The sequence below is a fragment of the Rhodovulum viride genome (assembly GCF_003265965.1).
Taxonomy (GTDB): Bacteria; Pseudomonadota; Alphaproteobacteria; order Rhodobacterales; family Rhodobacteraceae; genus Rhodovulum; species Rhodovulum kholense.
In genome coordinates this window covers 1-237 of the sequence record NZ_MUAV01000285.1, presented here as the reverse complement: position 1 = coordinate 237, position 237 = coordinate 1, and the positions used below count along the sequence as shown (strand labels likewise).

The window sequence follows — 237 nt, the reverse complement described above, 5'->3', positions numbered from 1 at the left end:
GACCGCGGATCGGGACCGCGGCGCGCCGGGCCGCAGGGCCTCAGGTCGCGCGGAAAGCGGCGACCGAAAGCCGGGTGACGCGCAGCGCATAGGCCTCGCTTTCGACGGACAGCGCCGCGCGGACCTGGAAGAGGCGGCCATCGAACTCGGCCGCGTCGAAGCTTTGCCAGGGGCCCCAGGTCGCGGTCGCGTCGTCATGGACCCGGACCTGGGTGTCGAGATCGCCATAGGCATCGG

The 237-nt window shown here is 72.6% G+C and carries 1 protein-coding gene; it reads right to left on the bottom strand.

The window, feature by feature from the left end:
• Positions 1-40: 40 nt before the first annotated feature.
• Positions 41-237, bottom strand: a 197-nt coding sequence (locus tag BYZ73_RS23425; protein WP_181498203.1) for a hypothetical protein, incomplete at its 5' end; no start/stop codon positions are given.